The 25,673-nt window shown below is 73.3% G+C and carries 25 protein-coding genes; 13 read left to right on the forward strand and 12 right to left on the reverse strand.

What is annotated here, in order from left to right; all coding sequences use genetic code 11:
* The first annotated feature begins 102 nt into the window (after positions 1–102).
* Positions 103–1,611 (forward strand): FAD-dependent monooxygenase, encoded by a 1,509-nt coding sequence (locus AB0C59_RS02725; RefSeq protein WP_363000319.1) that lies wholly within the window; start codon positions 103–105, stop codon positions 1,609–1,611.
* Between the two features lie 35 nt (positions 1,612–1,646).
* Here AB0C59_RS02725 and metF read toward each other — a convergent pair whose 3' ends face one another.
* Both metF and AB0C59_RS02735 read right to left on the reverse strand, forming a co-directional pair.
* Entirely contained in the window at positions 1,647–2,540 is an 894-nt protein-coding gene (metF, locus tag AB0C59_RS02730) for a methylenetetrahydrofolate reductase [NAD(P)H] (protein WP_363000320.1), read from the reverse strand.
* Positions 2,541–2,625: 85 nt separating this feature from the next.
* Positions 2,626–3,609: a carbohydrate kinase family protein gene (locus tag AB0C59_RS02735; protein WP_363000321.1), complete on the reverse strand. Its 984-nt coding sequence runs from the start codon at positions 3,607–3,609 to the stop codon at positions 2,626–2,628.
* A 153-nt stretch (positions 3,610–3,762) separates the two neighbouring features.
* On the opposite strand from AB0C59_RS02735, the gene AB0C59_RS02740 reads away from it, so the two are divergent.
* The 8 genes from AB0C59_RS02740 (at position 3,763) to AB0C59_RS02775 (ending at position 11,470) form a co-directional block, all read left to right on the forward strand.
* Positions 3,763–4,062, forward strand: a complete 300-nt coding sequence (locus tag AB0C59_RS02740; protein WP_363000322.1) for an Ada metal-binding domain-containing protein — start codon at positions 3,763–3,765, stop codon at positions 4,060–4,062.
* Entirely contained in the window at positions 4,059–4,589 is a 531-nt protein-coding gene (locus AB0C59_RS02745) for a hypothetical protein (RefSeq protein WP_363000323.1), read from the forward strand. Before AB0C59_RS02740 ends, AB0C59_RS02745 begins: the two co-directional genes overlap by 4 nt.
* 124 nt (positions 4,590–4,713) lie before the next feature.
* The gene (locus AB0C59_RS02750) at positions 4,714–6,324 is read left to right on the forward strand and encodes a molybdopterin-dependent oxidoreductase (protein ID WP_363000324.1); all 1,611 of its coding nucleotides are present in this window, start codon (positions 4,714–4,716) and stop codon (positions 6,322–6,324) included.
* A 97-nt stretch (positions 6,325–6,421) separates the two neighbouring features.
* Positions 6,422–7,081, forward strand: a complete 660-nt coding sequence (locus AB0C59_RS02755; protein ID WP_363000609.1) for a fasciclin domain-containing protein — start codon at positions 6,422–6,424, stop codon at positions 7,079–7,081.
* Positions 7,082–7,286: 205 nt separating this feature from the next.
* On the forward strand, positions 7,287–8,546 hold the full coding sequence (locus AB0C59_RS02760) for an FAD-dependent oxidoreductase (RefSeq protein WP_363000611.1): 1,260 nt from the start codon (positions 7,287–7,289) through the stop codon (positions 8,544–8,546).
* Entirely contained in the window at positions 8,543–9,295 is a 753-nt protein-coding gene (locus AB0C59_RS02765; RefSeq protein ID WP_363000325.1) for a DUF1365 domain-containing protein, read from the forward strand. The genes AB0C59_RS02760 and AB0C59_RS02765 overlap by 4 nt, the downstream gene beginning before the upstream one ends.
* Positions 9,292–10,566 (forward strand): cyclopropane-fatty-acyl-phospholipid synthase family protein, encoded by a 1,275-nt coding sequence (locus tag AB0C59_RS02770; protein WP_363000326.1) that lies wholly within the window; start codon positions 9,292–9,294, stop codon positions 10,564–10,566. The genes AB0C59_RS02765 and AB0C59_RS02770 overlap by 4 nt, the downstream gene beginning before the upstream one ends.
* Positions 10,567–10,648: 82 nt before the next feature.
* A complete protein-coding gene (locus AB0C59_RS02775; protein WP_363000327.1) occupies positions 10,649–11,470 on the forward strand; it encodes a DUF1295 domain-containing protein in 822 nt (273 codons plus the stop codon).
* 28 nt (positions 11,471–11,498) lie between these two features.
* Here AB0C59_RS02775 and AB0C59_RS02780 read toward each other — a convergent pair whose 3' ends face one another.
* The 8 genes from AB0C59_RS02780 to AB0C59_RS02815 all read right to left on the reverse strand — a co-directional run bounded on the left by AB0C59_RS02780 (position 11,499) and on the right by AB0C59_RS02815 (position 19,929).
* Positions 11,499–12,248 (reverse strand): anti-sigma factor, encoded by a 750-nt coding sequence (locus tag AB0C59_RS02780; RefSeq protein ID WP_363000328.1) that lies wholly within the window; start codon positions 12,246–12,248, stop codon positions 11,499–11,501.
* The gene (locus tag AB0C59_RS02785; RefSeq protein ID WP_363000329.1) at positions 12,245–12,829 is read right to left on the reverse strand and encodes a sigma-70 family RNA polymerase sigma factor; all 585 of its coding nucleotides are present in this window, start codon (positions 12,827–12,829) and stop codon (positions 12,245–12,247) included. The genes AB0C59_RS02780 and AB0C59_RS02785 overlap by 4 nt, the downstream gene beginning before the upstream one ends.
* A gap of 99 nt (positions 12,830–12,928) precedes the next feature.
* On the reverse strand, positions 12,929–13,624 hold the full coding sequence (locus tag AB0C59_RS02790) for an alpha/beta fold hydrolase (protein ID WP_363000330.1): 696 nt from the start codon (positions 13,622–13,624) through the stop codon (positions 12,929–12,931).
* Between the two features lie 129 nt (positions 13,625–13,753).
* Positions 13,754–14,923 carry an LCP family protein gene (locus AB0C59_RS02795; protein ID WP_363000331.1) on the reverse strand — a complete coding sequence of 390 codons (1,170 nt, stop codon included), beginning with the start codon at positions 14,921–14,923 and terminating at the stop codon, positions 13,754–13,756.
* On the reverse strand, positions 14,920–17,028 hold the full coding sequence (locus tag AB0C59_RS02800) for a bifunctional polysaccharide deacetylase/glycosyltransferase family 2 protein (RefSeq protein WP_363000332.1): 2,109 nt from the start codon (positions 17,026–17,028) through the stop codon (positions 14,920–14,922). Before AB0C59_RS02800 ends, AB0C59_RS02795 begins: the two co-directional genes overlap by 4 nt.
* Positions 17,025–17,384, reverse strand: coding sequence for a hypothetical protein (locus tag AB0C59_RS02805; protein ID WP_363000333.1), 360 nt, complete (start codon positions 17,382–17,384; stop codon positions 17,025–17,027). Before AB0C59_RS02805 ends, AB0C59_RS02800 begins: the two co-directional genes overlap by 4 nt.
* A gap of 442 nt (positions 17,385–17,826) precedes the next feature.
* Entirely contained in the window at positions 17,827–18,873 is a 1,047-nt protein-coding gene (locus AB0C59_RS02810; RefSeq protein ID WP_363000334.1) for a DUF2804 domain-containing protein, read from the reverse strand.
* Positions 18,874–18,915: 42 nt separating this feature from the next.
* Positions 18,916–19,929, reverse strand: a complete 1,014-nt coding sequence (locus tag AB0C59_RS02815; protein ID WP_363000335.1) for a PHB depolymerase family esterase — start codon at positions 19,927–19,929, stop codon at positions 18,916–18,918.
* Between the two features lie 115 nt (positions 19,930–20,044).
* Here AB0C59_RS02815 and AB0C59_RS02820 point away from each other — a divergent pair, with 115 nt between their 5' ends.
* Both AB0C59_RS02820 and AB0C59_RS02825 read left to right on the forward strand, forming a co-directional pair.
* Positions 20,045–20,983, forward strand: a complete 939-nt coding sequence (locus AB0C59_RS02820) for a LysR substrate-binding domain-containing protein (protein WP_363000336.1) — start codon at positions 20,045–20,047, stop codon at positions 20,981–20,983.
* The gene (locus tag AB0C59_RS02825) at positions 20,980–21,864 is read left to right on the forward strand and encodes a serine hydrolase (RefSeq protein WP_363000337.1); all 885 of its coding nucleotides are present in this window, start codon (positions 20,980–20,982) and stop codon (positions 21,862–21,864) included. Before AB0C59_RS02820 ends, AB0C59_RS02825 begins: the two co-directional genes overlap by 4 nt.
* Positions 21,865–21,882: 18 nt before the next feature.
* Here AB0C59_RS02825 and AB0C59_RS02830 read toward each other — a convergent pair whose 3' ends face one another.
* Together AB0C59_RS02830 and AB0C59_RS02835 are read right to left on the reverse strand one after the other, a co-directional pair.
* Entirely contained in the window at positions 21,883–22,317 is a 435-nt protein-coding gene (locus tag AB0C59_RS02830) for a response regulator (RefSeq protein ID WP_363000338.1), read from the reverse strand.
* Positions 22,318–22,320: 3 nt separating this feature from the next.
* On the reverse strand, positions 22,321–22,701 hold the full coding sequence (locus AB0C59_RS02835) for a hypothetical protein (RefSeq protein ID WP_363000339.1): 381 nt from the start codon (positions 22,699–22,701) through the stop codon (positions 22,321–22,323).
* Positions 22,702–22,819: 118 nt separating this feature from the next.
* On the opposite strand from AB0C59_RS02835, the gene AB0C59_RS02840 reads away from it, so the two are divergent.
* The gene (locus AB0C59_RS02840; RefSeq protein WP_363000340.1) at positions 22,820–24,397 is read left to right on the forward strand and encodes an ATP-binding protein; all 1,578 of its coding nucleotides are present in this window, start codon (positions 22,820–22,822) and stop codon (positions 24,395–24,397) included.
* The gene (locus tag AB0C59_RS02845; protein ID WP_363000341.1) at positions 24,397–25,620 is read left to right on the forward strand and encodes a SpoIIE family protein phosphatase; all 1,224 of its coding nucleotides are present in this window, start codon (positions 24,397–24,399) and stop codon (positions 25,618–25,620) included. The genes AB0C59_RS02840 and AB0C59_RS02845 overlap by 1 nt, the downstream gene beginning before the upstream one ends.
* The last annotated feature ends 53 nt before the right edge of the window (positions 25,621–25,673 follow it).

Raw genomic sequence — 25,673 nt, forward strand, 5'->3', positions numbered from 1 at the left:
CCGGCGCCCGCCGTGCAACCCGCCGGCGCGGGCCGGTGTTCCTCCTGACGTACCGCATCCCAGCGGATGCCCAGAGCGCCGTCTACCGCCGTAGGAGCCCCGATGCCGCACAGCTTCGCCGTGGACACCCAGGTCGCCGTCGTCGGCGGCGGGCCCGTCGGCATGCTGCTCGCCCGGGAACTGGCCCTGCTGGGCGTGCGCGTCACCGTCCTGGAGAAGCTGCCCGCGCCGACCGGCGAGTCGAAGGCGGGGACGCTGCACGCCCGCACCGCGCAGACCCTGCACCGGCGCGGACTCCTCAACGCCGTGCAGCCCCACCCGCCCGCCCCGCCGGTGGGCCCCGGCCCCGTACCGTTCCACTTCTCCGGCATGTTCGACCTCGACCTCAGTCGTGTCGTCACCGAGGGCCCCGTGATGGTGGGCAGTCCGCAGGCCTGGGCGCAGGAGGTGTTCGCGGCCGACGCCGAACGGCTCGGCGCGCGCGTCAGGCGCGACTGCGAACTCGTCGGCCTCGACGAGGAGCCGCACGCGATACGCCTGACCGTACGCGACTCCCGGGGCGTCACGGGCGCGCTGCGCGCCTCCTGGGTGGTCGGGGCCGACGGCGCCCGCAGCGCCGTGCGCCGACTGACCGGCATCCCCTTCACCGGCACGCCCGCCCGCGTCGGCGCCCTGATCGGCGAGGTCCGGCTGCTGGACCCGGCGCGGGCGCCGCAGGGCTGGCAGCGCAACCCGCGGGGCTGGACCCTGGTGTGGCTCAACCTGTTCGGACGCAGCCGGGTGTGCACCTACGACTTCCGGGGCCCGCACGCGGACCGGCGGGCACCGGTGACCCTGGACGAGTTCCGGGCGGAGGTGGAGCGGATCGCGGGTCATCCGGTGCCGATGGACTCACCGGGTTGGCTCACCCGCTTCAGCGACGCCGCCCTGCAGGCCGAGCACTACCGCGTCGGCAGGGTCCTGCTGGCCGGCGACGCGGCACACGTCCACTTCCCCGCCGGCGGGCAGGGCGTCAACCTCGGCCTCCAGGACGCCGTCAACCTGGGCTGGAAACTCGCCGCAGAGGTGCACGGCTGGGCGCCGCCCGGACTGCTCGACACGTACGAGACCGAGCGCGCGCCCGTCGCCGAGGCGGTCCTGGAGAACGTGCGCGCCCAGGTGGCCCTGATGGACCCCGACCCCCGGATGGACTCGCTGCGCACCCTGTTCGCCCGGATGATGCACTTCGACGACGTCAACCAGTACCTCGGCGGCATGATCAGCGGTGTCGACGTCCACTACGACACCGGCGGACCCGGCGACCCGCTGGCCGGCCGCTTCGCCCCCGATGTGCTGGTGAAGACCGCCGACTCGGTCACCAGCCTCGCCGAACTCCTGCACGGTGCGCAGCCGTTGTTGCTGCTGCTGACGGACTCGGAGGAGCTGCTCAAGGCCGTCGAGCCGTGGCGCTGCCGGGTGAACGTGGTGACGGCGACGGCGACCGAGCAGTTCGGCACGGACGCCGTGCTGGTGCGGCCCGACGGATACATCGCCTGGTCGGCCCGCGGTGGCGCCGGTGACGCGGACGCCCTGGCCGGGGCGCTGGGGTGCTGGTTCGGGGACCCCGCGTAGTGGCGGGCCCCCTCCCCACCCCCCTTGGGCTCAGCTCACCCGACGCTGCTCGTGATCCGCGCCGACAGCACGTCGCGATGGATGTCGAGAGCGGCGGTCGACTTGTTGAGCGTGATGTAGTGCAGGCCGGGAGCGCCCTCCGCGAGGAGGCGTACGGCCATCGCGGTGGCGTGCTCCACGCCGATCCGGTGGCCCTCGGCGGCGTCGTCGTGGGCGCTCTCCAGCCGGTGGGCGAGGTCCTCGGGGAAGGCCGCGTGGGACAGTTCGGCGAAGCGGCGGATCTGGCGGACGTCGGTGGCCGGCATGATCTCCGGGATGATCGGGATGTCGCAGCCGGCCGCGGCCACCCGGTCGCGCAGCCGCAGGTAGTCCTCGACGTGGAAGAACATCTGGGTGATGGCGTAGTCGGCGCCCGCCCGGCACTTGGCGACGAAGTGCCGGATGTCGTGGTCCCAGTCCGGTGAGCGCGGGTGCATCTCGGGGAAGGCCGCGACACCGATGGTGAAGTCCCCGAGTGAGCGGACCAGTTCGACCAGTTCCCGGGCGTGGGTGAAGCCGTCCGGGTGCGGCGTCCAGGGGCCGTCGGGATCGCCGGGCGGATCGCCCCGCAGCACCAGGACGTCCCTGATCCCCGCGTCGGCGTACTGGCCGATGATGTGCCGCAGTTCGGCCACCGAGTGCCCGACGGCCGTCAGATGGGCGACGGGCCGCAGGTCGGTCTCGGCGGCGATGCGCCGGGTGACCTCGACGGTGCGCTCGCGCGACGAACCGCCGGCGCCGTAGGTGACGGACACGAAGGCGGGGGAGAGGGGCTCGACCCGGCGGACGCAGTTCCACAGGGCGCGCTCGCCCCTGTCGGTCCTCGGCGGGAAGAACTCGAACGAGAACGAGGGTGCGCCGCCCGCCAAGGCCTCGCGCACGGATCTCATGAACGGCCTCCCGGACGGGCGTACTTCGCCTTCGGGCGGAGCGGAGCCGGAAGTTCTCGGAGCGGCGCGCCGTCGCGCAGCCCGCTCATGACAGGCCCGCCAGGCGCGGCTCCATGTCGCGGGCCGTGCCGTGCCCGTACACGCGCCCGACGCGTTCGACCAGATCCGCCGCGAGCAGCTTGTACTCCTGGGTGCCGACCGTCTCCAGCACGACCGACGCCAGCGCGCAGCCGAGCTGCGCCGCCCGTTCCTCGGCCCAGTCCCAGCTCAGGCCGGCGAGGAATCCGGACCGGAACGCGTCCCCCACCCCCGTCGGGTCGGCGACCTTCGCGGTGGGGACGGCGGGCACGTCCAGACGGGGCTGACCGCACCGCGCCACGGAGGCGCCGTCCGCGCCCCGGGTGGTGATCCACGTACCGACGCGTTGCAGGACGTCCCGTTCGCTCCAGCCGGTCCGCTCCCGCAGCAGGGCGGACTCGTACTCGTTGGTGAACAGCAGGTGCGCGCTGCCCACGAGGTGACGGGCCTGGGTGCCGGTCAGGCGGGCGAGCTGCTGCGAGGGATCGGCGGCCAGGTGGATCCCCATGCGTCGAGCGGTCTCGGTGTGCCGCAGCATCGCCTCCGGGGCGTCGGCGCCGACGAGCACCAGGTCGAAGCCGCCGCAGCGGGCGGCCGCCTCGGCGAGGTCGATCTTCGCGGCGTCGGCCATGGCACCGGCGTAGAAGGTGGCGATCTGGTTCTGCGCCTCGTCCGTCGTGCACACGAACCGGGCGGTGTGCAGGGTCTCGCTGATCCTGACGGAGTCCGTGTCCACGCCGGCCGCGCGCAGCCAGGCACCGTACTCCGCGAAGTCGACCCCCGCGGCGCCGATCAGACGCGGGGTCAGCCCGAGCCGCGCGAGTCCGAAGGCGATGTTGGCGGCGACACCGCCGCGCCGCACGTCGAGTCGGTCGGCGAGGAAGGAGAGGGACACCCGCTCCAGCCGGTCGGCGATCAGTTGGTCGGTGAACCGACCGGGGAAGGACATCAGATGGTCGGTGGCTATCGAGCCGGTGACGGCGATTCGCACGGCGGTCTCTCTCCTTGAACCCGGGGTCGAAGGATGCGGCCCGAGTCTGCCGCCCGCCGCTGAAGCGCCGATCGAAGCCGGCCGCCACCGGCCGCGGGGTGGATGTCCGGATACCGCCGGTAGATCCGCCCCGGGATGGTGCACAGTGCCTTCGTGGACAGACGACGGGTCGACGGCACGGACGCGGTGGTGGCTCCCGGCTACACGCTGACGGGCGGCGACGGGCAGCCCTACCGCAGCGCCGTGGCCGGCCGGTTCGGCGGCTACCGGCGGGGACGGATCTACGGACGGCTGGACTGCCCCTCCGCTCTGCGGCACATCGCCCGCGGGAACTACGTGCGCCATCGCGTGTTCTTCGCGGACGAGGCGACCGCCGTCGCGGCGGGCTACCGGCCGTGCGCGGTCTGCCTGCCCCACCGCCACCGGGCGTGGCGGACGGGGGAGCCGTCATGAGCGAGCCCTCTCCCCGACTGGGTCCCGCCGCCCTGTCCGACTACGCGCCCTGGCCCCCCACCCGACCGCACACCGACCGGGAACTGGCCCGTCTGATCGCACTGTTGGAGGGCTGCGGCTTCCGGGGCGGCAGTGTCGCGCTGGGGCACGGCCGGGACGCCGCGTCGAAGGCCGCCGCCCTCGCGTTCACCGACGCCTGGCGGAGGAGCGGCGGACATCTCGCCGCGGTGGTCGACTGGCCGGAGGACGCCGCCTCGTGGCTGCGTCAGGCCCGCCGACTGACCCGCCCCGAGCCGGACGCCTGGGTGGTGGCCGCGGCGCCGGTCGGCTGGGCCCAGATGAGCCGCCGGCTGCGGCACAGCACCGCCTGGGACCCGCGCCGCACGTTCGGCTTCGCGTCCACCGGCGACTCGCGTCTGGTGACCGCCGCGGGTCCCGGGGTGCTGGAGGGGATGCGCGGCGCGACGGCGGACGGGAGGGTGTGGACGATCCGCCGGGGCTGGGTGGTCGAGTCCGACGGCGAGTGAGGGCCGACCGCCGGCCTCAACCAGGTAATACGTCGCCGCGGGCCGGGCGGATGGGTCGCTGAAGTTTTTCACCTGATCCGGGGAAACCACCCATCCGGGCCGCCCGCGGCACCGGATTCCCGGCGTGAGGGACGAAGAGAGGGACCTGGCGGGGCCGTGGCGCCCGGCGCTCGGTGCGCTGAGCGGGCTGCTGGCCGGATTCGGTGCACTGGCGACGGCCGAACTGGCGGCCGCCGCGGTGCGTCCGCAGGCCGGCCCCGTCGTCGCGGTGGGCGGTGCGGCCATCGACGCGACCCCCGCCGCGGTGAAGGACTGGGCGATCCGCCACTTCGGGACCAGCGACAAGCTGGTGCTGCAGGTGGGCATCGTGATCGTGCTGGCCCTCCTGGCCGTGGGGCTCGGTGTGCTGGCCGTACGGTCGAGGCGGGCGGGAGCCGCCGGGATCCTTCTCTTCGGGATCGTCGGAGCGGTGGCCGCGGTCGGCCGCCCGGACTCCACGAACCTCGCGGACGCGCTCCCGGCGGCACTCGGTGCCGTCGCGGGGGCGTTGCTCCTGTACGTCCTGGTGGGCCGCCTCCGGGTGGTGCGGCGTGAGCGCGGATCGGTCGGCGGCCGGCCGGCCGCCGCGACCGGCGGGACCGAGGGGTTCGACCGTCGCGGCTTCGTCCTCACCGCCGCGGCCGCCGCTGCCGCCTCGGCTGCCGCCGGGGCCGTCGGCAGGTCGCTGACCGCGGCGAGTGGCAAGGACGCGGTCGCCTCGCGCGCACGGGTGGCACTGCCCCGGCCCGCCTCACCGGCGCGGGCCGTCCCCGCCCGTGCCGGGCTGCGTGTCGCGGGGATCAGCCCCTTCATCACCGGGAACACCGACTTCTATCGCGTCGACACGGCGCTGGTGGTGCCCAAGGTCGACGCGACGACCTGGCGCCTGCGCGTGCACGGTCGAGGCGTCCCGCGGCCGGTCGTCCACTCCTACGACGACCTGCTGCGCAGGGAGCTGATCGAGCGGGACATCACCCTCACCTGTGTGTCGAACGAGGTCGGCGGCCCCTACGTCGGCAACGCCCGGTGGATCGGGGTGAGGCTCGCGGACCTGCTCGCCGAGTGCGGGGTGCGACCCCCGTCGCGGGGCGGCCCGGCCGACCAGTTGGTGGCGCGCTCCACCGACGGCATGACGCTCGGCACGCCGGTCGAGGAGGTGATGGACGGCCGCGACGCGATGCTGGCACTCGGCATGAACGGCGAGCCGTTGCCGTTCGAACACGGCTTCCCCGTGCGGATGCTGGTCCCGGGCCTCTACGGCTACGTCTCCGCCTGCAAGTGGATCCAGGACATCGAACTCACCACGTTCGATTCCTACGATCCTTACTGGGTGAAGCGGGGTTGGGCTCGCAAGGCCCCGATCAAGACCGAGTCGCGAATCGACACCCCCAAGCCCTTCGCCCGGCCCAGGACCGGCACGGTGATGGTCGCCGGCGTCGCCTGGGCCCAGCACCGGGGCATCGACAAGGTCGAAGTACGAATCGACGACGGGCCCTGGCAAGAAGCCCACTTGGCCGCCGAGGACAGCCGTGACACCTGGCGGCAGTGGTCCTTCCCGTGGCAGGCCACCGTGGGCGGACACACCCTGACCGTGCGCGCCACCGACCGCACCGGCCGGCTCCAGACCGAACGGCGCACGGGGACGATCCCCGACGGCGCGAGCGGCCGGCACTCGGTGGTGGTCACCGTCGAGTAGCCGCGCGAGGCCTCCATGCCCTCCCCCCCCGGAAGACCACCCTCCCGCACCACCCGTTTCCGTGGCACCCGCCGCGTACCGATCAGGAGAATCCATGTTGAACACCCGTACCCGTCGTCTCGCCGTCACCCTCGCCGCCACCGCGGTGCTGCCCTTCGCCCTGAGCGCCTGTTCGGGCGACAACGGCGGTGATTCCGGCGCGTCGGGCTCGTCGAGCAAGCCGTCCGCCTCGCAGGACGGCGGCGGCATGGCCGGCTCCACCGGCGCGACCGCCGCCATGGACCAGCCGTTCGGACCCGCCTGCTCGGCCGTGCCGCAGGACGGCGCCGGCTCCTTCGACGGCATGGCCAAGGACCCGGTGGCCACCGCCGCCTCCCACAACCCCGCGCTGTCCACGCTCGTGTCCGCGGTGAAGAAGGCGGGCCTGGTCGACACGCTCAACAACGCCCAGGACATCACCGTGTTCGCGCCGACCAACGACGCCTTCGCCAAGATCCCGAAGGCGACCCTGGACAAGGTCCTGAACGACAAGGCCGCGCTGACGAAGATCCTCACCTACCACGTCGTCGGCAAGAAGCTCACGCCCGACGACCTGGCCAAGGGCTCCTTCGACACGCTGGAGAAGTCGAAGGTGACGACGATGGGCTCGGGCCGGTCCTACACGGTCAACGGCTCGGCCAAGGTCGTCTGCGGCAACGTCAAGACCGCCAACGCCAACGTCTACATCGTCGATTCGGTCCTGATGCCCAAGGGCTGACCCATCCGCGGGCCGGCCCGCAGGCCCTCGGGCCGCGGGCCGCCCCCGCCCTCGCAGCTCGTCCGATCTGCATCCGTCCGGCCTCCGCCGGCAGAAGTCATGGCAGGAGGCCGAGAACGTCCGGGAAAGGAAGAAGACCATGCGTGGACCGTCCGACGCCGGGCCCCAGGCGCGACCGAAGGGCCGGGCGGGCGGCAGCGGCGGCGTGCCGCGCACCGCGGTCGTCGGCAGCGGCGTGGCGGGACTCACCGCCGCGTACATCCTGGCCCGAGAGCACCAGGTCACCCTGTACGAGGCCGACGACCGGCTCGGCGGCCACGCCCACACCCACGACCTGACCGCGTCCGACGGCCGCACGCACCGGGTCGACTCGGGCTTCATCGTGCACAACCGACGCACCTACCCGCAGTTGCTGCGGCTCTTCGACGAACTCGGCGTGTCCACCCAGGGTTCGGAGATGAGCATGTCGGTGCGGTGCGAGGGCTGCGGTCTGGAGTACGCCGGTGCTCGCGGCGTCCGAGGCCTGCTGGCCCAGCCGCGCAACGCCGCGCGTGGGGCCTATCTGCGCATGCTGGCCGAGGTTCCCGTCTTCCACCGCGGCGCCCGCCGACTCCTGGACGAGGGCCGTGGCGACGACGCCCTCACCCTGGGCGAGTTCCTCGACCGAGCCGGCTTCTCCCCGTACTTCCGGGCCCACTTCATGGTCCCTCTGGTCTCCGCCGTGTGGTCCTGCGACGCACGGACTGCGCTGCGCTACCCGGCCGCGTACCTGTTCCGGTTCCTCGCGCACCACGGCATGCTCTCGGTGACCGGCTCACCGTCCTGGCGGACCGTCACGGGAGGCTCCCGCGTGTACGTCGACCGGATCGCGGCCCGTCTGCCCGACGTGCGCACCGGCACGCCCGTCCGCGGGGTGCTGCGCCACGCGGACGGCATCGAGGTGACCGCTCACGACGGGACGACCGCCTCCTACGACCACCTCGTCGTCGCCGTCCATCCCGACCAGGCGCTCCGGCTGCTCGGTGACGCCACCCCGCGGGAGAAGGAGGTCCTCGGCGCCTTCCGTTACTCCCGCAACACGACGCTGCTGCACACCGACACGACCCTCCTGCCGCGCGCCCCCGGCGCCCGCGCCTCCTGGAACTACCTCATGCCCTCCTGCGCCGCCGACGCCGACCGGGTCCGGGTCAGTTACGACATGAACCGGCTCCAACGCCTCGACGCCACGGACACGTTCGTCGTCACCCTCGGCGGCCAGGACCGGGTCGCCCCCGAGCGGGTGCTCGCCCGTATGACGTACGAACACCCGGTGTACACACCGGAGTCGGTCGCCGCCCAGCACCGACTGCCCGGGCTGAGCACACCCGTCACCGCGTTCGCCGGCGCCTACCACGGCTGGGGGTTCCACGAGGACGGCTGCCGCAGCGGAGTCGAGGCGGCCGCCGCGCTGGGGGTGGTCTGGTGAACCCCACGCCACCTCCCCGTCCGCGGCTGCCCGCCCTGTACCCCTGCACGGTCAGCCATGTGCGCCGTGCCCCCTCCCGATACGCTCTGCGGCACCGCACCTACCTATGGCTGGTCGATCTCGACCGGCTACCGGTGCTGCCGCGTCCGCTGCGACCGCTCGCCCGCTTCCGCGCCGCCGACCACTTCACCGGCCGCTCGCCCTCGATCCGGGCCGCGCTCGACGGCTTCCTCGCCGAGCACGGGGTGGACCTCGACGGCGGCCGGGTGACGATGCTCGCGCACGCCCGGGTCCTCGGGCACGTCTTCAACCCGCTGACCCTGTACTGGTGCCACGGCCCGGACGGCACCCTCCGCTGCGTGGTCGCCGAGGTCCACAACACCTACGGCGGGCGGCACGCCTATCTGCTGCACACCGACGCGGCCGGCACCGCCACGGTCGGCAAGGACTTCTACGTCTCGCCGTTCTTCCCCGTGGACGGCCACTACGAGATGCGGCTCCCACCGCCCGGCGAGCGCCTGCGTCTGTCCGTACGACTGGAGCGGCCCGGAAACCCGCCCTTCACGGCCGCGGTCCACGGCACCCGGCGCGAGGCGACCGTGCCCACGCTGCTGCGTCTCGCGGCCCGCCACCCCTTCTCGACCCTCGCGGTGTCGGCCGCCATCCGCTTCCACGGTATCCGTCTGCTGCTACGCGGCCTGCCGGTGCAACCGCGCCCCGGCCACCGCTCCCCGGAGAGTGCGACATGACCACAGCCCCGCTCCGCCCCACCCGCCACCGCCCGGCCGCCCCCCGGGCCGACCCGCACCGCTGGCCGGACGTGGCCGCCCCACCCGGGGCCTCCTGGCCCGTGCGGGCCGTCACCGCGTCCGTCCTCGGGCGCGCACTGCGGCGACTTCCCCTGCGGGTGCGTCTGGCCGACGGCGCCACGCTCGGCCGGGGCGGCCCCCTCGTGGACGTGCACGACCCGAAGGCGTTTTACGCCCGTGTCGGCGGCAGAGGACTCATAGGGTTCGGCGAGTCCTACATGGCGGGGGAGTGGGACGCCCCCGACCTGGTCGGCGCCCTGACCGTACTGGCGTCCCACGCGGCGGACCTCGTCCCGGCCCCGCTGCAGCGGCTGCGCGGCGTGTGGGCCGTACGGCAGCCGGCGCGCCAGCGCAACACGCCCGAGGGCGCCCGGGACAACATCAGCCGGCACTACGACCTGTCCAACGACCTCTTCTCCCTCTTCCTGGACGAGACCCTCACCTACTCCAGCGCCGTCTTCCGCGGCTTCCCGGCGGACCGGTCGCTGCTCGCCGCCGCCCAGCACCGCAAGATCGACCGACTGCTCGACCTCGCCGACGTGCGCGAGGGCACCGAGCTGCTGGAGATCGGCACCGGATGGGGCGAACTCGCCCTGCGGGCCGCCGCCCGCGGAGCCCGGGTCACCTCGCTGACCCTGTCCCGGGAACAACGCGAACTGGCCCTGCGGCGCGCCGCCGACGCCGGACTGGCCGACCGCGTCCGCGTCGATCTGTGCGACTACCGCGAAGCGCGCGGCACCTACGACGCGGTGGTCAGCGTCGAGATGGTCGAAGCCGTCGGCGCCGAGTTCTGGCCCGACTACTTCCGCACCCTCGACGCACGCCTGGCCCCCGGCGGCCGGGCCGCCCTGCAGGCCATCACCATGCCCCACGACCGCATGCTCGCCGCCCGCGACACCCACACCTGGATCCAGAAGTACGTCTTCCCCGGCGGCCTCATCCCCTCCACCCGGGCCATCGAGGAGACGGTCCGCGACCACACCCGGCTGACCGTCACGGCACGCGACGCCTTCGGCGCGCACTACGCCGAGACGCTGCGCCTGTGGCGCGAGAGGTTCACCGAGCGCGCCGACGACGTCGCCGCCCTCGGCTTCGACGAGACCTTCCGCCGCCTGTGGACCTTCTACCTGGCCTACTCCGAGGCCGGATTCCGCTCCGGCTACCTCGACGTCCAGCAGTACCTGCTCACCAAGGAGGCCCCCACCCCATGAGCACCGCGCCCACCAGCACCACGGCCCGGCGCCTGCCAGCCCCCGCGGAGCCGGCCGACCGGCACGGGAGCGTGGTGCGGTGATGGGCCCGTTCCCCTGGGACGCGTTCGCGGTGAACCTCGCCTGGGCCGCGGCATCCGCCCTGGCGGTCCTCCTCGCCACGTTCGCGATCGCCCTGCGCAAGGGCGTCCACCGGATCGTCGACACGGCCTGGGGGGTCGCCTTCGCCGCGGTGGCCGTGGCGACCTGGTACGCCTCGGCGGGCGAGGGCGACCCGGGCCGACGCGCCCTGGTCACCGCCCTCACGGCGGTGTGGGGACTGCGCCTGGCGGCACACATCGCGCGCCGTGGACGCGGCCACGGCGAGGACCCCCGCTACGAGAACCTGCTCTCCCGCGCACCGGGCAACCGCACCTGGTACGCCCTGCGGACGGTCTACCTGCTGCAGGCCGCCCTGGTGTGGCTGGTGTCCCTCCCGGTCCAGGCCGCCGCGTACGCGCCCCGCCCCCTGTCCGCCCTGGCCTGGGCCGGCGCCGCCGTGTGGGCCGTGGGCCTGTTCTTCGAGACCGTCGGCGACGCCCAACTGGCCCGGTTCAAGGCCGATCCGGCCAACCGGGGCCGGATCATGGACCAGGGGCTGTGGGCGCTGACCCGGCACCCCAACTACTTCGGTGACTTCTGCGTCTGGTGGGGGCTGTTCCTCGTCGCCTGCGACGGAGGAGCGGCCCCCGCCGCCGTCTCCGTCGTCTCCCCGCTGGCGATGAGCGCGCTGCTGATCGGGGGCAGCGGGAAACGGCTGCTGGAGCGGCACATGGCCGGGCGTCCCGGCTGGGCGGCCTACGCCGCCCGCACCAGCGGCTTCTTCCCCCGCCCGCCCCGTAGGGACCGCCGGGCCGGCGGCTGAACCGAGCACCGCGACGCCGCCGCGGTGCTCAGGACGGGATGTCCAGCAGGCCGACGGGCGTGGTGGTCGGCTCCGGCGAACCACCGGCGGGCTCCACGGTGATCCCGACACCGGAAGCGCCGTCCACCCGCCCCCGCATGAGCACGGTCTGGCCGGCACGGTCCGGGTCCATCAGCCCCGCCGAGCGCATCCTCCCCCCGTCGGCGAACCACAGCTGGTAGACCTTGCCCGCGGGCGGCGCGGGCATGTCCGAGGCCACGAACACGGCCCGGTCGCGACGGGCGGACACCACCAGGGTGCCGTTGCCGCCCCCGACCCGCGCCGACCGGGTCCTCGCGTCCGACGCGCTCAGCACCCCGGCGACCTCGTCCGCCGTTCGCTCGGCCCGCGTCGCCTGCTGCCGGGCGTCCTGGGCGCGTTCGTACTGCCACACCGCCGTACCGCCGAACGCCGCCGCGGCGGCCAGACAGGCGGCCAGCCCCCACCGGGCCAGGCCACCCCAGCCGGGCACACGGTGCCGTACTCGCTCCAGGGACGGGCTGCCCGGGGGCGCCTGGCGCACGGTGGTGATGCGGTGCAGCACCCGGTCGCGCAGCGCGGTCCGCACGGGCACGGAGGAGGCCGAGGCGAGCCGGGCGGCCGTCGCCGTGAACTCCGCCACCTCCTGCGCGCACGACTCGCAGCCGGACAGATGGCGTTCGAAGGCGGCACGCTCCTCGTCGGGCAGCGCGTGCAGGGCGTAGGCACCCGTCAGCAGGTGCGGATCGGCCGTGGTCATGCGGTCACCCCCAGGCAGTCGCGCAGCCGGATGAGTCCGTCGCGCAACCGGGTCTTCACCGTTCCCAGGGGCAGCGTGAGCGCCTCGGCGACCTGCCGGTAGGTCAGGCCCCGGTAGTACGCGAGGGTGACCGCCTGGCGCTGCAGGTCGGTCAGGGTGCGCAGACAGCGCCGCACCTGCTCCCGCTCCAGCCGCGTCTCGACCTGCTCGGTCACCTCGTCGTACGCGGGTGTCCGGTCCAGCAGCGCGGCCTTGGTGTCCCGCGCCGCGGCGGCCTCCACCGACCGGACCCGGTCCACCGCACGCCGGTGGGCCAGGGTCAGGATCCAGTTGATGGCCGTACCGCGCTCCGGCCGGTAGCGCGGCGCCGTACGCCACACCTCCACCAGCACGTCCTGGGTGACCTCCTCCGACTGCGCCTGGTCGCGCAGCACGGCCCGGACGACGCCGAGCACCGAGTGGGCCACCGCGTCGTAGACGGCGGCGAACGCCTCCTGGTCCCCGAGGGCCACCTCGTGCACCAGTTGCTGCAGGTCGGGTTTGGACGACGGATTTCGTCCGATGTGGACGGCTTCCTTCACAACGGATCTCCCCAGGGTGTGCGACGGACCGGACTGTGCTCGCGTAATCCGGGGCCGCAGGGCTCGTGGATTGGTCGCGCGGCCGAGGCGCGCTCACGACTACAACACGACCGCGCTCCCGCCCGTCACGCAGCGAGCGGCCAGTCCCGTCGGCCGGCCACCCGGACGGGCGAGATCGCCGATGACCTCGGCCACGGACCGGTGCCACAGCCCGGCCCTGCGCAGCATCGCGTGATCCCCGCCCCGCATCAGCACCATGCCGGCGCTCGCACCGGCGGCCCGGGCCCGCTCCACGTACGCGACGGAGGCGGGGGCGCTGGTCACACGGTCCCGGTCGCCGTGCATCACGACGATCCGCCCGCCCCGCAGATGATCGCTCGGCTCGTCGGACGGCAGCCAGGGAGCGAGCGCCACGACGCCCTGGACCTGCGGCTGGGACGAGACCCGCAGGGCCGCCCTGCCTCCCATGGAATGGCCGATCAGCACGACGGGCAGGGCGCCGTGGACCCGCCTGAGCTCGTCGAGCGCGTCCAGGGCGTCCTCGACGGGGTCGCCCTGGTTCCAGCCGCGGTGCCGGTAGCGCACCTCACCGAGCAGGACGCGGTCCAGGGGCAGGCCCGACGCGGCGGCGCGCAGGACGGGACGCATACGCAGCGCCGCCAGGTGCCACGGGCGGGACGGCGCGCAGCTGTCCGCCCGACCGCCGTGCAGAGCGATCACCGCCGCCGCGGCGCACGGGGGCCGGTGCCGCACCCTCAGCCGGTGCCTCTCGTCCTCGCCGTACGGTCGCGCCATCGACGTGCCACCCTTTCCCCTGAGCCGGTCGGACACCCCCGATGAGAATCCGTCGCACAGGCCCGCCCGGCTTGGTCCGCGACGCGCCGGTGCGGCCGGGCGGGAGCCCGGCCGCACCGACGCGGGGCGTCAGCCTCTCCGGCCGCCCCGCACCGTCACCGGCCGATCCGCGCGGATCTGCTGGAACAGCCGTGCGGCGCGATCGGCGTCCCAGCGGATGACGCTGCCCTTCGCGGTGTGCAGACCCACGGCGTCCACCGGCATGCCCACCTGCCTGGCCGCACCGCCGGGACCTCGCAGGGACCGGAACATGCCCATCAGCCGTTCCAGGTCCATGCTCCGGTCCACGACGAGCGCGTCGAGTCCGGCGGACAGGGCCGGGTACATCTGCGTCGGGTCCAGGAACGTCCTCGACCTGCCCGCCTGGTCCGCCAGCGCCGAGAGGAACCGCTGCTGGTTGCGGGAGCGCCCCAGATCGCCCTCGGCCTCCTGATGGCGTTCGCGGACGAACGCGAGCGACTGCGTGCCGTTCAGCGTGCGGCAGCCGCGGCGCAGGTCCGCGCCCGACTTGTCGTCCTTGATGTCCCGGTCCAGGCAGAAGCGCACGCCGCCGAGCGCGTCCACGACGTTCACGAAGCCGGCGAAACCGATCTCCGCGTAGTGGTCGATGCGGATCCCGGTGTTGCGTTCGACGGTGTGCGCCAGCAGCTCCGGCCCGCCGTACGCGAACGCCGCGTTCAGTTTGTCCTTGGCCGCCGGCACCTGCTTGCCGGTCGCCGGATCGTGGAATCCCGGGATCGTCACCCACGAGTCACGCGGCAGACTGAGCATCACCGGGCCCCGGGCGCCCGTGTGGAGCACGATGATCGAGTCCGTGCGCCGCCCACCGCCACCCCCCGCGTGCAGGTCGCGGACATCGGAGTCCGAGAGGCCGTCCCGGCTGTCAGAGCCGACGATCAGGTAGTTCGTCCCCTTCCCCGACGCCCGGTCGTGGCCGTACGCGCCGAGGTCCACGTCACGGTGCAGCTCGGTCTGCGCCCAGGCGTACGTTCCGCACGCCGCCACCACCAGACCGGTCGTGAGCGCGAGCACGGTGCGCATCACCCTGCGCACGCGGCGGGGGCGGCTCCGGGACCGGCGCGGACGCCGGGGCGTGGTGCCCCGCCAGCCGTACGCCTGTCGCCGCGCGGGCGCCGACCGCGCCTCGGACACCACGGGGGCGTCCGGCTTCACGTACGTGTCGGCCTGGTGGCTCCAGGAGGCGGGAGCGCCGTCCGCGGTGTCGAACGGGTGGCTCATCGCAGCTCTCCCTTCAGGGTCTCGAGAGCCGGACCGCGGTCGGCCGACGGCAGGCCGTCGAGCCGGTACGGATCGGCGCTGCCGGTACGGTGCATGCGGTGCCACTTGAGGCGGCTGCCGAGCAGCGCCGTCATCACCGAGTGGAAGACGACCAGATACAGCATCTGCCGGTAGACGAAGAGCTGCAGCGGCAGCGACCACAGCGCGCCCAGCTTCTCGCCGTCCAGCCAGAGCGCGTACCCCGCCGTGCCCATCTGGACGACGAGGAACGCCAACCAGACGACGACCGCCTCGGACGGGTCGCGGAAGCACACGCCGTACAGGGCGAAGACGTCCACGGCGGGCGCGAACAGGGGCAGGGCGACCTGGAAGAGCGCCAGATAGCTGAGCCCGCGCCGGCCGAACCGTCCCGCCGTGCCGACCTCGGTGACGGCCCGCCGGTGCTTCCACATCGACTGGAGGGTGCCGTAGCACCAGCGGTAGCGCTGCCGCCACAACTGCCTCATCGTGTGCGGGACCTCGGTCCAGGCGACGGCCGACTCCTCGTAGACGACCCGCCATCCGGCCCGCCACAGCGCCATGGTCAGGTCGGTGTCCTCGGCGAGGGTCTCGTCGCTGACACCACCGACGCCCAGCAGCGCGTCCCGGCGGAAGGCGCCGATGGCGCCGGGCACGGTCGGCATGCACTCCAGCACCTCGAACATGCGCCGGTCGAGATTGAAGCCGAGCACGTACTCCTGGTGCTGCCACTTGCCCAGCAGATGGCGGCGGTTGCCCACCTTGGTGTTCCCGCTGACCGCCCCGATCGCAGGATGGGCCAGCGGCTGCACCAGGTGGTGGATGGCATCCGGTTCCAGCACCGTGTCCGCGTCCACCATCACCACGATGTCGTGCGAGGCGTGGGCGAGTCCGGTGTTCAGGGCGCCCGGCTTCCCGGTGTTGGACTGGCGCACCAGCGTCACCCGCGGATCGCCGACACCGGCGACCGCGGCGGCCGTGCCGTCCGTGGAACCGTCGTCGATCACCACGATCTCGAGGTCCGGGTACGTGGACGCGAGTAGCGAGTGGACGGTGGCGACGATGCCCGCCTCCTCGTTGTGCGCGGGCACCAGGACGGACACCGGACCGGTCACGGCACGCAACCGGGGGCTGCCCGGCCGCAGTCTGCCGCGCCGGCGCACATGGACCCGCGCGAACCAGACGAGCATCACCAGGCGCAGCAGGCCCAGCACTCCCGCCACGACCAGCGCCCAGGCCATGGCGCGGGAGAAGGCCCGCCCCAGGTCCTGGACCTCGATCAGACCCCTGCCCTTCAGCCGCTCGGCGAGCGACGCCCGACTGGTGGACTCGGGCAGCCCGAGTCCGGCCGAGACGGTGGTGAACCGCCGCACCCCGGGATCGCGCAGCAGCGAGCGCGCCTCCTGGAAACCGAGTTCGGTGTGGCTGTACTGGCGCACCACCCCGTCGGTGTCCTTCCGGTCCATCCGGTCCGCGGCGACGATGAGATAGCCCTCGCCGGCCGCGCGGCGGGCGGCCGGCCACTCGGCGCCGCACAGGGTGTCCGCGGTGGTGGTGTGGGGCAGCCGCAGCAGCCAGGTGTGCTCACCCGCCACGCCCGCCAGAACCGTCTGGGTGAAGCCCAGTTCCATACGGGCGCGGGGACGGGAAGCCGCTCCCAGATCGCCACCGGTGTAGGTGTAGGAGCCGATCTCGTGGCCCTCCGCCCGGATGCGGCGGACCAACTCCGGGTATTCGGCGGCCTGTCTGCCGTACAGGAAGAACGTGGCATGGGCCCTGTGCCGCGCCAGCAGGTCCAGCAGGCGCGGTGTCCACAGCGGATCAGGTCCGCCGTCGAAGGTCAGGGCGGCCGTGCCGGGGGGCACGGCCGCCGTCTCGACACCGGTGCCGGTGAATCTCAGCACCGGTCTTCCGGTGTCCGCGCTGCGCGGTATGGGTGTGGCGCAGGGGCGTTTGGTGCGCGCGGCGTCGACCTCGTGCGTGGTCCAGCCCTCGAAGAGGAGTGTGACCACGACGACGGTGAGAACGAGGAACAACAGCACCCAGTGCCCGCGTGGGGGACGGCGCAATGCGTGCCGGGGCGTCATCCGCGAGCGACCTCGTCCGGGTCGGGCGAGGGGGTGCCGCCGCGTGGGTGCGAGGAGGCGTCCGCCGGTGGAGGCACCGGCTGGCGGCCGCTCCCGGAGCCCTTCGCCGCGCCCGGTTGGACGTGGTGGCCCGCCGGGGCCGCGGGGATCGTGCCACCGGTGCCGGAGGGCTGGTGGCCGAGGGACTGCCACAGTCCGGCCATGACGACCGCGGCGAACACCAGGTAGGCCCCGCAGGCCCCGCCGAGAGCCACTGCCGTGTACCGCAGGACCTTCCTTCGTTTACCTGAACGCTCCACGAATATGGGGTGGTTGCTCTGCTCGGACTGCGTCTTACCGTGGGGGGTGAGATACATGACGGGTGAGTCTAATTAGGTTCGCCGGTTTGTCAGCAGGAACGACTCGGCGGCTCACGAAGGATGTTGACAAGCCGGAACCGGGACGGGAGCGGGAGTCGCGGCGTCCACCAGGTGGACGGCGGGAGGGGAATCGACGCGTGGAACATCCCGAGAATCTCCACAGAACCCGATAGCGCCCTCACCTTTTCCGGGATCCGGGCACGATCCGGCAACATCCCGGAAACCGCCGGAATCGGCCGGAAACAACGGGAGATGACAGGGCGTCGGGGGCGAGATGGCGCATTGCCCGGTGAATGTTCCGATTCGCCTGCGCGCACACCGGAACGGCGGACGCCTCGGAGACGGCCTCGGCGGTGATTATTCGCACACAGGGCGGTTGCGGGATTCCCGCGATGTGCCCGTGTGAAATCCCGGCTCCGGCGATTCGCGTCGTGGCGGATCACCACCGCATGCGCACGTCCTCGGCCCACCCCAGCAGCCGGTCCACCGCGATCCGCTCACCGTCGTCGGTGCGGATCGACCCCGTGTAGTGGCCGAAGCACTGGTCCGTGCGGTTCGCGACGAGTCCGAGGTCGGTGCGGGTGGACCGGTTGTGGAACGGCGTGAAGACCAGGTCCACGTCGGCCGACCCGGGGCCGCGGATCGACCAGGGTGCCAGGGGGTCGTCGGGGAGCCAGTGCCATGCCAGTTCCTGGCCCAGCTTGGTGATCCGGCCGTCGACGCACACCGCGTTCTCCGTCGCCCCGGTCCCGCGCGTCCAGCCCCCGCCGAACTGCAGCCCGACGGTCCGGCCGTCGGTGCGCCCGGACGCGGCGCCCCAGTTCCACGCCGTCGAGCGGGGCCACCGGCCCCGTCCATGGTCGAGGGTGCCCCAGGCGTCGTGGCCGAACTCGAGCACGTCACCGCCGATGTGCAGGGTCCCGGACGCGGGCCGGGCGGTGTGTTTGGAGGTGTACTGGAAGCGGCGCTCCCCCCAGGGCACGACCACGGAGAGCGTCTCGTGCCCCTCGGGGAGCGCCACGAGGAGGTCCACCTCCACCGGAAGCCCCCGAGGGCCCACGCAGCGCGCCCGCAGCCGGGTGGCGGCGGCCTCGGCGCGGATCTCGATCCGCACCTGCCCTCCCACCGGCCGCCGGGGGCCGACCACGAGCGCGGGGCAGCCCGGCGTTCCGGCGATGGCGTCGGGCAGCCGGACGCCGAACCCGCCGGGCACGATCGCGGTGCGTTCGAACGCGCGTGGTGCGCGGGCGTATTCCAGGACGTAGATCGAGTTCAGGGCCAGGTAGTCGAGATCGCTCACGGTGAGGGCCACGAGGTGGGTCGGCGTGGTCACGCACCAGTACTCCCACCGCTTGGTCCGCCCCCAGCCCGGAATCCGGCAGCGGTGCAGGGGGTGGCGTGACCAGCCGATCGCAGCGGGATCGACCCTCCCGTCGGCACGGCACAGGTCGACCGGAGCGGTGATCTCACGTTCGTGCGTGGCCATGGCCGGACCCTACCCCCGGCGGCCCGGGGCCGGGGCCGGTGCTCAACGCCGGTGGGCGGCGAAGAAGTCGAGGATCGTGCGGGTCGCGTCCAACGCGGTGCTGGTACGGCCGAAACCGGCGGGAGGGGTGTGGTGCGAGCCGGGCCAGGTGTGGCCGCCGCCGTGCACGAGGAGGACCTCGACGGTGGCCCTGGACGCCTCGCGACCCCACACGGTGCGGTCGTACCCGGGACCGGTCCTGGTGGCCGGCGGGCCCTCCCCGCCCGCCCGGGCGAACGCCTCGGCGCCGGCCCTGACCGACATGGTGGGGGTGATGGGCTCCTCGCCCGCCGGAGCCGGTCCCGGGGTGGCGAGTCCGGCGGGCGGGCGCACCGGGTCGTCCTCGCCGTAGACGACCATGACGGGCAGGGCGCCGGTGGGCGTGACGGCCGCCCTGCCCGTGGGCAGTTCGCCGGAGACCGAGGCGGCTCCCGCCAGCAGCGTGGGGCACTGGGCCGCGACACGCAGCGCCATGGAGCCCCCGTTGGAGAAGCCGGTGACGTACACCCGCCGGGGGTCGGCCTGCCCGGAGCGCACCAGCTCGGCGACCAGTGACGTGGTGAACCGCACGTCCGCGTCCGGGTTCGGCCGCTGTCGGGTGGCCCCGCTGCCGGCTCCCCACGCCTTGCGCAGGCCCTCGGGGTAGGCCACCAGCATGCCGCGCGCGTCGGCGGCGGCATCGAGGCGGGTCTGCTCGCGCAGCTCCTGGGCGCTGGAACCGCGCCCGTGGAAGGCGACGACGAGCGGCCTGGCCCCGCCGTCGTGTCCGCCGGGGCGGTGCAGCAGGTACGAGCGGACGCCGCCGTCCACACGCAGCTGGGCGCGGGTGTCGGCCGCGGCCGAACCGGTCCGCGTCGCACCGCCGGCCGAGGGCGGCGAGGACGGCGGGTCGGGCCGCTCGGGCGCCGAGCCGCAGCCGGCGGCGGTGAGTCCCAGGGCCAGGGCGGCGGCCCAGGACAGCGCGGTACGTGCGGGGAACGGGAGGTTTCTGCGGGAGGACGCGTCGCGGTGGGTCATGGCACGAGAAGAGCAGCACGGAATCCGGCATGTCCAAGTTCGCTATCGATTCGCGATCGATCAATGTGGGATATCGTTGCTGGTCGTGGACCTGATCCGGCACCTGGAGTGCTTTGTGGCTGTTGCGGAAGAGTCACACTTCGGACGTGCCGCGGCTCGCCTCGACATGGCGCAGCCACCTCTGTCGCAACGCATCCAGCGGCTGGAACGGGAGCTCGGAGTGCGCCTGTTCGATCGCACCAGCCGCCAGGTGGCGATCACCAAGGCCGGGACGCTCCTGCTGGAGGAGGCGCGTGCACTGCTGGCCCGCTCGGAGACCCTGAGAGCCACCGCCCGCCGCATCCGCAACGGCGAGAGCGGCCTCCTGCGCGCCGCCCTGCCGCCCGACCTCGCGGGCGAGACCGTCGCGGCGCTTCTCACCGGCTTCGCGGGGCGGCGCGGCGGGGTGGAGCTGGAACTCCACGAACTGTCCACCGCCCAGCAACTCGCCCGCTTCGCCGCGCGGGAGCTGGACGTCGGCCTCATCCACCACCCCTGCGACGTCGCGGGCCTGGAGCTGGGCCCGGTGCTGCGGCGTGAGCTCGGCGTGCTGCTGCCCCGCGACGCGGCACCCGCCCGCCTGGCCGAGGTCCCCCTCGCCTCGCTGAGCGACCACGACCTGATCCTCTTCCCCCGTGCCGGCGCTCCGGCGGTGTACGACGACGTGCTGACCACCTGCGCCCGCAACGGCTACACCCCGCCCGCCGTCCGGCACGGCCAGGGCACGAGCTTCGTCCGGGGCCTGGTGCTGTCGACGAAGGCCGTGGCCTTCAGCCCGCGCGACGCCCGGCCCGCCGACACCCCCGAGCCGGACACGGGCCTCGTGTGGCGCCCCCTGGTAGGCGCGCCCCTGGTGTGGCGGCACTCCGCCGCCTGGCCGCGGGGCACCGGCGACGCGGCCGTCGGCGCCTTCGCCGACGCGGCCACGGGAGCGCTGCGGACCACGACCACCGCGAGCGCCGACGCCCCGACGCGCCCGCTGCGCCTGCGCCCGGCGGCGGAGTTCTGGCTGTGACCGACATCCTCGACCGCATCGAGGCGGCCTTCGCCGACGCCGGGGTCACCGGCTGGCTGCACGCGCTCGACATCGACTCCGGCGCCCAGATCGACGTCCGGGGGGACCACACGGTGACCACGGCCAGCGTCCACAAGCTGTGCTGCCTGGTCACCCTCCACGCACACGCGGCGGACGGGCGGCTGGATCTCACCGAGCGGATCGAATGCGCCCCCGCCGAGCGGACGGTGGGCCCCACCGGGCTCGCGGCGATGCTCGACCCGGTCCGCATGTCGCTGCGCGACATGGCCTACCTGATGATGGCCGTCAGCGACAACGCCGCCGCCGACCTGCTGCTGGGCCGTGTCGGCCTCGACGCCGTCAACCACACCATGACCCGTCTCGGCCTTCGCCACACGCACGCCGTCCACACCTTCGGCGAACTCCTCGCCACCATCAGGCAGGACGCGGGCCCCGGCGGAGCCCAGGCACTGGCCGACCCGCAGGTCGTCTCCCGGCTCAGGGCGCTGGACCCCACCCGCACCAACCACAGCACGCCCCGCGACATGACCCGGCTGCTGAAGGCCCTGTGGCGCGACGAGGCGTGCACACCCGAGCACGGCGCCGCGATCCGCCGCCTCCTCGGCCTGCAGGTCTGGCCGCACCGCATGGCGTCCGGCTTCCCCTTCGACGACGTCCACGTCGCGGGCAAGACCGGCAGCCTGCCGACCGTGCGCAACGAAGTGGGGGTGGTGGAGTACCCCGACGGCGGACGCTACGCCGTCGCCGTCTTCACCCGCAGCGCGGGCACCGCGGTCAACCTCCCCGCGGCGGACGCCGTCATCGGCACGGCCGCACGTCTCGCGGTCGACGCGCTCCGTCTCACCGCGGGCCCCACCTGACGTGCGCGAGCCTGCCCCCTAGTCGTTGCGCGGGGGCTTGACGGCGATGTCCAGGTAGAACGCGTCGATGCTGCGGACCGCCGCCTCGAACTCCTCCAGGTTCACGGGCTTGGTGACGTAGGCGTTGGCGTGGTGCCGGTAGGCGCCGGTGACGTCGTCGGGGGCGGCCGAGGTGGTCAGCACGACGACCGGAATGGTGCGCAGGTCGGCGTCTTCCTTGACCACGGCGAGGAACTCGCGTCCGCTCATGCGCGGCATGTTGAGGTCGAGCACGATGAGGTCGGGGCGCGCGTTGTCCGGGTCGCGCAGATAGTCCAGGGCCTCGATCCCGTCGGAGACCTGCGTGAGGTTGCGGGTGCCCCGCTCGGTGAGCGCGTCCTGGATGAGCATCGCGTCGGCGATGTCGTCCTCGACGAGCAGCACGTCGGAGGGGCGGGTTGAGGCGGCAGCCATGGTTCACGAGCTCCGGGGTGTGGGACGGAAGGTGAGATTGCGGGTGTTTCCGGTGACCAGCCCGGGCCAGCGGCGCCGGGCGCCCTGCCGGCTCATGCCCAGGGCCTGGCCGATCTCGGGGTAGCCGGCTCCGCTCGTGGCCGCGACGTGCGCCGCCTGGTCCTCCAGGTGCCGTACGGCCTCCTTGACACCGGCCAGGATCCGCAGGCGCGCGAGCGCACGCCGACGGGCCTCGCCGGCCGCGCCCGGGGACTCGGGGCACTGGACGGCGTCCGCGGCGAGACGCCGGGTGAGCTCGTCCACCACCTGCGTCACCAGGGCGGTGGTCTCTCCGGTCGGACGGTCGCCGGCCGGACGGGAACGAGGAGGAGTCGGACCTGGCATGGTGCAACCCTAGGGCGTCGCGCTCGACAGGGACAACATGCGTTGTCGTGCGGTGGGTAAAGTGTGCCTGCCGCGTACGCTCGCGGCCCGGATCGCCGAGGGGGACTTCAGAACCGCGATGACCAGCACACCGTCCGACACCGAAGGTGCCTTCTCCCGCTGGACCACCCGGCGCTGGCTGAGGGTGGGGGTCGCCGCCACCCTGGCCGTCCTCGCCGTGCTGGGGTCGCTGGGCGGGTGGGCGATGTGGCGTACGTCGGTGATCACGGCCGAACTGGTGGACCGGCGTACCCCGGCCCTCATCGAGTCCGTGCGGGTGGAGGAGGCCCTGGTCAACCAGGAGACCGGCGTCCGCGGCTATGGTCTGACCGGCCACACGGACTTCCTCCAGCCCTACGCGCAGGGAGTGCACGACCAGGAGGCCGCCCTGCGGCGTCTGCGTCCCCTGGTCGCGGGCGACCCCCGGGCGCGCGCCGACCTGGCCGAGGTCGAGAAGCGGGCCGCCGTGTGGCGGCAGCGCATCGCCGACCCCGTCTCCGCGACCCCTGCCGCCGACGCGCGGAAGATCACTCTTGAGCGCGCCGCGGAGGGCAAGTCCTCCTTCGACGCGCTGCGGCAGGCCATGGACCGCCAGCAGACCCGTCTGAAGGCCGAACGGGTGGCGTCGGCCGACGAACTGCGGCAGGCCGTCACCCTGCGGAACTGGGTGTTCGCGGTCATCGCCCTCGTCATCGTCCTGGTGGCGGCCCTCGTCTTCGAGGGGCTGCGCCGTGGCATCACCCGGCCGCTCAGCCGGCTCGGCACGGCCGCGCGCGAGGTCGCGCAGGGCAGGTTCGACCGCTCCCTGACCGGCACCGGCCCCGCCGACCTGCGTCTGCTCGCCTCGGACGTGGAGTCGATGCGCAGGCGGCTGGTGAAGGAGCTGGACTTCAGCGAGGCGTCACGCAGGCTGCTGGACGAGCAGGCGAGGGACCTCCAGCGGTCGAACACGGAACTGGAGCAGTTCGCCTACGTCGCCTCGCACGACCTGCAGGAACCCCTGCGCAAGGTGTCCAGCTTCACCCAGCTCCTGCAGCGCCGCTACGGCGGGCAGCTGGACGACAAGGCCGACCAGTACATCGGCTTCGCCGTCGACGGCGCCAACCGTATGCAGACCCTGATCAACGACCTGCTGGCCTTCTCCCGGGTCGGCCGGGTGCACAACGACCACCAGTCCGTCGACCTGGAGGCGGTGCTCGGCTCGGTCCTGGACGACCTCAGCGTGACTGTGGCGGAGACCGGCGCCGAGATCACCCACGACGCGCTGCCCACCGTGGTCGGGGACCGGACCCAGATGGGGATGCTGTGGCAGAACCTGCTGTCGAACGCCGTCAAGTTCCGCAGCCCCGACCGGCCGCCGCACATCCACGTCGGCGCCGCGTCGGCCGACGGCATGTGGGAGTTCGCGGTGAGTGACAACGGTATCGGCATCGCGCCGGAGTTCCAGGAGAAGGTCTTCGTCCTCTTCCAGCGGCTGCACACCAAGGACGCCTACCCGGGCACCGGCATCGGCCTGGCCATGTGCAAGAAGGTCGTGGAGTTCCACGGCGGCACGATCAGGATCGACCCCGACTACAAGCTGGGCACCCGCATCGTCTTCACCCTTCCCGCCGCAGGGGACCGGCCCGCGGCCCCGGAGAGAGAGCCGCAGCCGTGATGGACCGAGCCGCAGGCGGCGCAGAACACGTCCGCGTCCTCCTGGTGGAGGACGACGACGGAGACGCCCTCCTGGTCGAGGAGTTCCTCTACGACACCGATCTGCCCCACACCCTGGCGCGCTCCCGCACGGCCGCCGAGGCGCACACGGCACTCGCGGCCAACCCCGTCGACTGCGTCCTGCTCGACCTGCATCTGCCCGACGCGTCCGGAGTCGAGACGGTCCAGGCGATCCAGGCGGTCACGGACGCCCCCATCATCGTCCTCACCGGGCTGGACGAGCCCCGAGCGGGGGTCGACGCCCTCGCCTCCGGCGCCCAGGACTACCTCGTCAAGGGCAAGGTCGACCCCGACCTCATGCAACGCGCCGTGCGCTACGCCGTTCAGCGAAAGCAGGCGGAGCGCGCCAACGCCGCTCTCCAGCTCGGCCGCCTGCGCGCCGAGGAGAACGCCCGCCTGGAGCGCGGCCTGCTGCCCGAGCCGCTGCTGTCCTCCGCCGTGGTAACCGCCGCGAGCCGCTACTACCCGGGCCGGGCGCAGGCGCTGCTGGGAGGCGACTTCCTCGACGTCGTCCAGACCGACGAGGGACAGGTCCACGCCATCATCGGAGACGTCAGCGGCCACGGACCCGACGCCGCCGCGCTCGGTGTCTGCCTCCGCATCGCCTGGCGCGCCCTGATCCTCGGCGGCCACCGGGACCGGCCGCTGCTGCGCCTCCTGGAGCAGATCCACATCGCCGAGCGCACCGGCAGCGACCTGTTCACCACCTGCACCCTCATCACCCTGGACCCGCACGCGCGCACCCTCACCCTGCACCTGGCGGGCCACCACGCTCCGCTCCTCGTCACCCCCGAGGGGGTCCACGAGGTCGCGGCGGTCCACGGCGTCGCGCTCGGCATCGCGCCGGGACTGGGCGCATGGCAGGCCACCACCCTCGCCCTGCCGGCCCAGGGCGCCCTCGTCGCCTACACCGACGGCCTCGTCGAGGGTTTCGCGGACGGCACGGGCGCCCGACTCGGCGTCGAGGGCCTGCTGCGCATCATCGGCACCCTGCGCACCCCCGACCCCGGCGCGCACCTCGACCAACTGATCGCCAGGACCCGTACGCTCAACGCCGACCGGCACACGGACGACCTCGCCGTCCTGCGCCTGGACTGGAACACCGGCCCGACCGGCCGTCCCGCGAGCGCCTGGCAAGGGTCCCTGGAGGAGGCGCGCGAGTAGGGCCCTGCACGATCAGAGCTCCGGTTCATGGCCGATTGTCCGGTTCTCCGGCG

It is taken from the genome of Streptomyces sp. NPDC048664 (assembly GCF_040650555.1).
Taxonomy (GTDB): domain Bacteria; phylum Actinomycetota; class Actinomycetes; order Streptomycetales; family Streptomycetaceae; genus Streptomyces.

Bases quoted from the DNA above. Each gene is read 5' to 3' on its own strand.
- AB0C59_RS02815 (WP_363000335.1), bottom strand. From the start codon at position 19,929: ATGACCCACCGCGACGCGTCCTCCCGCAGAAACCTCCCGTTCCCCGCA.
- AB0C59_RS02800 (WP_363000332.1), bottom strand. From the start codon at position 17,028: ATGACGCCCCGGCACGCATTGCGCCGTCCCCCACGCGGGCACTGGGTG.
- AB0C59_RS02805 (WP_363000333.1), bottom strand. From the start codon at position 17,384: ATGTATCTCACCCCCCACGGTAAGACGCAGTCCGAGCAGAGCAACCAC.
- AB0C59_RS02795 (WP_363000331.1), bottom strand. From the start codon at position 14,923: ATGAGCCACCCGTTCGACACCGCGGACGGCGCTCCCGCCTCCTGGAGC.
- AB0C59_RS02830 (WP_363000338.1), bottom strand. From the start codon at position 22,317: ATGGCTGCCGCCTCAACCCGCCCCTCCGACGTGCTGCTCGTCGAGGAC.
- AB0C59_RS02725 (WP_363000319.1), top strand. From the start codon at position 103: ATGCCGCACAGCTTCGCCGTGGACACCCAGGTCGCCGTCGTCGGCGGC.
- AB0C59_RS02745 (WP_363000323.1), top strand. From the start codon at position 4,059: ATGAGCGAGCCCTCTCCCCGACTGGGTCCCGCCGCCCTGTCCGACTAC.
- AB0C59_RS02790 (WP_363000330.1), bottom strand. From the start codon at position 13,624: ATGGCGCGACCGTACGGCGAGGACGAGAGGCACCGGCTGAGGGTGCGG.
- metF (WP_363000320.1), bottom strand. From the start codon at position 2,540: ATGAGATCCGTGCGCGAGGCCTTGGCGGGCGGCGCACCCTCGTTCTCG.
- AB0C59_RS02780 (WP_363000328.1), bottom strand. From the start codon at position 12,248: ATGACCACGGCCGATCCGCACCTGCTGACGGGTGCCTACGCCCTGCAC.
- AB0C59_RS02835 (WP_363000339.1), bottom strand. From the start codon at position 22,701: ATGCCAGGTCCGACTCCTCCTCGTTCCCGTCCGGCCGGCGACCGTCCG.
- AB0C59_RS02810 (WP_363000334.1), bottom strand. From the start codon at position 18,873: ATGGCCACGCACGAACGTGAGATCACCGCTCCGGTCGACCTGTGCCGT.
- AB0C59_RS02775 (WP_363000327.1), top strand. From the start codon at position 10,649: ATGGGCCCGTTCCCCTGGGACGCGTTCGCGGTGAACCTCGCCTGGGCC.
- AB0C59_RS02845 (WP_363000341.1), top strand. From the start codon at position 24,397: ATGGACCGAGCCGCAGGCGGCGCAGAACACGTCCGCGTCCTCCTGGTG.
- AB0C59_RS02770 (WP_363000326.1), top strand. From the start codon at position 9,292: ATGACCACAGCCCCGCTCCGCCCCACCCGCCACCGCCCGGCCGCCCCC.
- AB0C59_RS02840 (WP_363000340.1), top strand. From the start codon at position 22,820: ATGACCAGCACACCGTCCGACACCGAAGGTGCCTTCTCCCGCTGGACC.